Origin of the sequence: Nocardiopsis lucentensis DSM 44048, assembly GCF_000341125.1 — a bacterium.
Classification (GTDB): Bacteria; Actinomycetota; Actinomycetes; order Streptosporangiales; family Streptosporangiaceae; genus Nocardiopsis; species Nocardiopsis lucentensis.
Window position 1 is genome coordinate 25,351 of sequence record NZ_ANBC01000468.1, and the last position, 6,000, is coordinate 31,350.

A 6,000-nucleotide genomic window follows, 5' to 3' on the forward strand; every position below is an offset into this window, starting at 1 on the left:
ACCCGTACGTTCCCCGTGGTCGGGAGCGTCGGGCACTGCTGCTCGTGTGTCCCGGAACGGGTGTGGGGACCGCTCGGGCCGGGCTCTCGCACACGTGGAACGGCTGGAGCGAGAGTCACGGAATCGTCATGAGTGTAGGCCCGACCGTGCGGATTCGGAAAAGACGGGGTCAAGCCACCACATTCCAAAATACGCGATGTGGTCAAAATAACCTGATCACGGACATTAAAATCGCTGATCGGACCCGTTCGTACGTGGTTGAGTTGGTGCGGCGACGGCTCCCGCGCGCTCCGGCGCGTCGCCTCCACGCGGCCCCCGGGCCCTCCGTACGCTCGGACGCGGGCGTCGAACCCGCGTTGAGTCCCGCCCTGGGCGATCCCCACGAGCGCCGAGACACCACCGCTGAGACGTCGATGGGAAGACCGTGATTGACGCAGTGGGCCTGCACAAGGCCTACCGGTTGAACAAGCACCGGGTGAGAGCCCTCAATGGCGTTGACCTGCGTGTCGAACCCGGGGAGATCTACGGGGTCGTCGGGCAGAGTGGTGCGGGCAAGAGCACCCTGCTGCGATCGGTGAACCTCCTGGAACGCCCCGACGCAGGAACGGTCACGGTCGACGACCAGGAGCTGACCGCGCTGCGTGGCGCCCGCCTGAGGGCCGCCCGCCGTGGGATCGGCATGGTCCACCAGCACTTCGCCCTGCTGTCCTCGCGCACGGTCGCGGGCAACGTCGGCTTCCCGCTGGAGGTCGCGGGCGTGGACCGCGCCCGCCGCCGGGCCCGTGTCGGGGAGCTCCTGGAGCTGGTCGGGCTCGGTGACAAGGCGCGGGCCTACCCCTCCCAACTCTCCGGCGGGCAGAAGCAGCGCGTGGGTATCGCCCGCGCGCTGGCCTCGGCGCCCAAGGTCCTGCTCAGCGATGAGGCGACCTCGGCCCTGGACCCGGCCACCACCGAGTCCATCCTCGCCCTGCTCGGCCGCCTGCGCGACGAATTGGGGCTGACGATCCTCCTGATCACCCATGAGATGGACGTGATCAAGCGGATCTGCGATTCCGCGGCCATCATGGAGAACGGCGAGTTCCGCGAGTCCGGTCGCGTCCTCGACCTCATCGGAACCCCGGGCTCCCTCCTGGCGCGCTCCCTGTTCCCCATCCCGGAGGGCGGCGGCCCCGACACCGTCGTCGTCACCTATCCGCGCTCCTTCGACGAGCCGCTGATGTCGGAGCTGACCCGACGTTTCGACGTGGACGCCAACATCCGCGGCGGCGGCGTGGAGCGCGTCGCGGGCCAGTCCGTGGGCCGCCTGAGCGTCGACGTGCGCGGCGCCCGCCGCGCTGAGGCGCTGACCTTCCTGTCCGAACGCGGTCTGCTGGTCGAGGAGGCCGGAAAGTGATCGACTCCGCCCTGTCCCTCGCCTCGACCACCGAACCGACGGGGGCGTGGAACGCCCTGGTCGCCTTCGTCCGGGACTGGCCCCAGATGTGGCCGAACCTGTGGCTGGCCACCATGGACACCGTCTACATGGTGTGGTGGGCGACCGTCTTCAGCGTCCTGTTCGGTCTGCCCTTGGGCGTGCTGCTGGTGGCCACCGACCGCGGTGGCCTCACCCCCGCACCGGCCGTGCGCGCCGTGCTCGGCGCGATCGTCAATATCGGCCGCTCCCTGCCGTTCATCGTCCTGATGGTCGCGGTGCTCTCCCTGACCCGCTTCCTCGTCGGTACGACCCTTGGCCCCACCGCCGCGATCGTCCCGCTCAGCATCGGCGCGATCCCCTTCTTCGCGCGTCTGGTCGAGACCGCGGTACGCGAGGTGGACCGGGAGGTGGTCGAGGCCGCGCACGCCATGGGCACCCGCAAGCTCACCATCGTGGGCAAGGTGTTGCTGCCCGAGGCGCTGCCGGGGCTGATCGCCGGACTGGTGATGACCGTGGTCACCCTCATCTCCTACTCCGCGATGGCCGGTGCGATCGGCGGCGGGGGACTGGGCGACCTGGCCATCCGTGAGGGCTACCAGCGTTTCAACGACCACTACCTGTGGGCGACGGTCATCCTGCTCATCGTCATCGTGCAGGCGGTCCAGAGCCTGGGGGACCTGGTCGTCCGCCGCCTCTCACGGCGCTGACGACCGCTCCCGTCCCCCGCCCCCAGCGTCCCCCTCTCCCCTCAGCGAGGTGTCCGAGTCCCGTCGGGAAGGGAGACTGTGATGTCGGGGAGCGCGAAGGCGCGCGTGAGCGTGGTCGCGGGGGTGGCGGTGGCGCTGCTCGCCGCCTGCGGGAGTCCGAGCGAACGCGCCGAGGAGGAGGGCGGGGGCACGGGGGAGGGGCTGACCACGCTGACGGTCGGCGCGACGCCCGTGCCGCACGCCGAGATCCTGGAGTTCGTGGACGAGGAGCTCGCGGCCGACGCGGGGTTGGCCCTGGACGTGGTCGTCTTCACCGACTACAACCAGCCCAACGCGGCACTGGCCGAGGGTGAGCTGGACGCCAACTACTACCAGACGTTGCCGTTCCTGGAGGAGTATCTGGCGGGCAACCCGGAGGTCGGCCTGAGCTACCTGTCGGACGTGCACCTGGAGGCGTTCGGGATCTACTCCCAGGAGGTCTCCGATCTGGAGGCCCTGCCGGAGGGGGCGCGGATCGGTCTGCCCAACGACGCCTCCAACATGGGGCGGGCGTTGGACCTGCTCGCCTCGGAGGGGGTGATCGCCCTGTCCGACGACGTCGGTCCGACACCGACGCTCGACGACGTGGAGACGACGGAGTCGCGGGTCGAGCTGATCCCGGTGGAGGCGGCGCAGCTGCCCAGGTCGCTGCCCGACCTGGACGCCGCGGTGGTCAACGGCAACTACGCCCTGGAGGCCGACCTCCCGACGACGGCGAACGTGCTCGCCTGGGAGGCCACCGAGGGCAATCCCTACGCCAACGGCCTGGTCGCGCGCACCGAGGACGCCGGCGACCCCGACCTGCTCCGTCTGGACGAGCTCCTGCACAGCGAGGAGACCCGCGCGTTCATGGAGCGGCGCTGGGAGGGCGTCGTCATCCCGCTGGGGGTCGAGGAGACCGAGTGAGGGCCGCCGTGTCCCGGGCGGCGCGCGCCGCCCGGGACACGGTCGGGGCACCGGCGGGGGGGCGTAACGGTTGTGTCTCGCCGTCCCGAGCGTTCGTTGACAGCCGAGCGGACGTTCTGCTTCGGTTATGGGAGCGCTCCCATGCATCCCATCACGGAAGGTGTGTGCCGACATCGTGACCGACCACGAACAGTTCCCCGAAGGCTTCCTGTGGGGGGCCGCCACCGCCTCGTTCCAGATCGAGGGCGCCACCACCGCCGATGGTCGCGGACCCAGCATCTGGGACACCTTCTGCGCCACCCCCGGCAACGTCCTGGGCGGCGACACCGGTGAGCCGGCCGTCGACCACTACCGCCGCTATCCCGAGGACATCGCCCTCATGCGCCGCCTCAACCTCGGCGCCTACCGCTTCTCCGTCGCCTGGCCGCGTGTCCTGCCCGAGGGTTCGGGCCAGGTGAACCAGGCGGGGCTCGACTTCTACGACCGCCTCGTGGACGCGCTGCTGGAGGCCGGGATCCAGCCGTGGGCCACCCTCTACCACTGGGACCTGCCCCAGCGGCTCCAGGACGCGGGCGGCTGGCCGAACCGCGACACGGCGCTGCGCTTCGCCGACTACGCACGGGTCGTCGCCGACGCGCTCGGTGACCGTGTCGAGAACTGGATGACGCTCAACGAACCCTGGTGCGCGTCCTTCCTCGGCCACCACATCGGTGAGCACGCCCCCGGCCAGCGCGACGCCGTCGCCGCGCTCACCTCCGCCCACCACCTGCTGTTGGGCCACGGTCTGGCCACCGAGGTCCTGCGTTCGACCGGTCACCGGGTCCGGGTCGGCCTCGCCCACAACCAGGCGGTGATCCGCCCCCACGGCGCCACCGCCGAGGACGTGCGCGCCGCCCGCCGGGCCGACGGCGTGCGCAACCGCATCTTCACCGACCCCTTGTTCCGGGGCGCCTACCCGGCCGACGTGGTCGCGGACCTGGCCGACATCACCGACTTCTCCTTCGTCGCCGACGGTGACCTGGCGGCCGTCGCTGCCCCGCTCGACTTCCTCGGCGTCAACTACTACATGCCGGAGTGGGTCGCCGCCTCCCCCAAGGGACTGGACCCGGACACCGTCAGCGGCCAGGGCGGAGCGTGGGTCGGGGCCACCCCCGACGAGGTGCACGTCTCCCAGGGCCTGCCGGTCACCCACATGGGGTGGGAGGTCGACCCCACCGGCCTGTACGACGTCCTCCGTCGCCTGGCCGCCGACAGCGGCGGGGGGGNGGTGCGCCTACGACGACGCCGTCACCGACGACGGACGGATCCACGACACCGACCGCGTCGACTACTACGAGGGCCACGTGCGCGCGGCCCTGGAGGCCGTACGCTCGGGCGTGCCCCTGCGCGGATACTTCGCCTGGTCCCTGCTGGATAATTTCGAGTGGGCGTGGGGATACTCCCGCAGGTTCGGACTCGTGCGCGTCGACTACGCCACCCAGGAACGCCTGGTCAAGGACAGCGGCCTGTGGTACGCGCGGCTGGCACGGGAGGGCCGCGTACCGACCCGGTGACGCGGTCCGCGCGGACCGCGTGCCGCGCCCACCGCCCCCGTGCGCGCTCCGTCGCGGCGGGGGCGGATGCGACGACTCGATCCCAGAGGGAGCAGCGAAGTGGCCAGAAGCGGTGGCGGTCGGCGGCGTCCGACCCTGGAGATGGTGGCGGAGCGCGCCGGTGTCGGCCGCGGCACCGTCTCGCGGGTGATCAACGGATCGCCCCAGGTGAGCCCGCGTACCCGCGAGGCCGTGCACAACGCGATCGCGGAACTGGGGTACAGCCCCAACCAGGCCGCGCGCACCCTGGTCACCCGGCGCACCGACACCGTCGCGTTGGTGGTCTCCGAGCACCGCGACCGGCTGTTCACCGATCCCTACTTCGCCGACGTCATCCGCGGCGTCAGCTCCGTCCTGCACGAGCGCGACCTCCAGTTGCTGCTCACCACCGCCCGGACCGAGGGCGAGCACAAGAAGATCGGCGACTACCTCAGCGGTTCCCACGTGGATGGAGCGCTGCTGGTCTCCCTGCACCGGGACGACCCCCTTCCGCGCCGGTTGGAGGAGGCGGGCGTGCCCGTGGTGCACGGCGGCCAGCCGCACGCCGCCGACCGGACCGGCGGTGTCTTCGTCGACGTGGACAACGCGGGCGGCGCCCGGTCCGCGGTGCGACACCTGCTCGACATCGGCAGGCGGCGGATCGCCACCATCGCCGGCCCCCAGGACATGGCGGCGGGTGTGGATCGCCTGGCCGGATACCGGCAGGTGATGGAGGAGGCCGGACTCGGCGTCGACGAACGGCTCGTGACCGCCGGGGACTTCAGCGTCGACGGCGGAGCGCGGGCGATGGAGCGCCTGTTGGAGACCGCCGGAGACTTCGACGCGGTGTTCGCCGCCTCCGACCTGATGGCCGTCGGAGCCCTGCGCGTGCTGCGAGAGCGCGGACTGCGTGTTCCCGAGGACGTCGCCGTGGTCGGCTTCGACGACACACTCGTGGCCCAGCACTGCGAACCGCCGCTGACCACCGTGCGCCAGCCCACGGTGCGCATGGGCCAGGAGATGGCCCGGTTGTTGGCCGACGTCGTGATCCCCCGTACCGGCGAGGCCGAGTCGATCGTCCTGGACACCGAGCTGGTGGTACGCGACTCGGCCTGAGCCTTCCGGGCCACCGCCCACAGGCCCCCGGACACCTGCCCGGACCCGCTCTGACCCGCCCATTCGTCGCTATCACGGGTGGACGCGTGCCCCGCCGCTGTGCGAGGCTGGTCGCGATTTCGCGGGGAGACGGTGGGAGCGCATGGACCCGACGCGGGAACCGACACACACCCGGTGCGCGATAACCTCATGCGGCTGGTGCGAGCGGAGCGGCGTCGACTGCCGCTTCTGTTCGGGGGCGGGGGGG

At 71.3% G+C, this 6,000-nt stretch carries 4 protein-coding genes and 1 pseudogene; all 5 read left to right on the forward strand.

All coding sequences use genetic code 11. The annotated features are described in order from the left end of the window. Nucleotides 1-436 precede the first annotated feature (436 nt). The 5 genes and pseudogenes from D471_RS0116565 to D471_RS0116585 all read left to right on the forward strand — a co-directional run bounded on the left by D471_RS0116565 (nt 437) and on the right by D471_RS0116585 (nt 5,753). Nucleotides 437-1,393: a methionine ABC transporter ATP-binding protein gene (locus D471_RS0116565; RefSeq protein ID WP_017599656.1), complete on the forward strand. Its 957-nt coding sequence runs from the start codon at nt 437-439 to the stop codon at nt 1,391-1,393. Nucleotides 1,394-1,479: 86 nt separating this feature from the next. Further along, nucleotides 1,480-2,121 (forward strand): methionine ABC transporter permease, encoded by a 642-nt coding sequence (locus D471_RS0116570; RefSeq protein WP_241479641.1) that lies wholly within the window; start codon nt 1,480-1,482, stop codon nt 2,119-2,121. Between the two features lie 81 nt (nt 2,122-2,202). Then, entirely contained in the window at nt 2,203-3,066 is an 864-nt protein-coding gene (locus tag D471_RS0116575) for a MetQ/NlpA family ABC transporter substrate-binding protein (protein WP_017599658.1), read from the forward strand. 127 nt (nt 3,067-3,193) lie between these two features. Beyond that, a pseudogene (locus D471_RS34730) lies at nt 3,194-4,619 on the forward strand (GH1 family beta-glucosidase). 66 nt (nt 4,620-4,685) lie between these two features. Then, nucleotides 4,686-5,753, forward strand: coding sequence for a LacI family DNA-binding transcriptional regulator (locus tag D471_RS0116585; protein ID WP_394296856.1), 1,068 nt, complete (start codon nt 4,686-4,688; stop codon nt 5,751-5,753). Nucleotides 5,754-6,000: the final 247 nt, after the last annotated feature.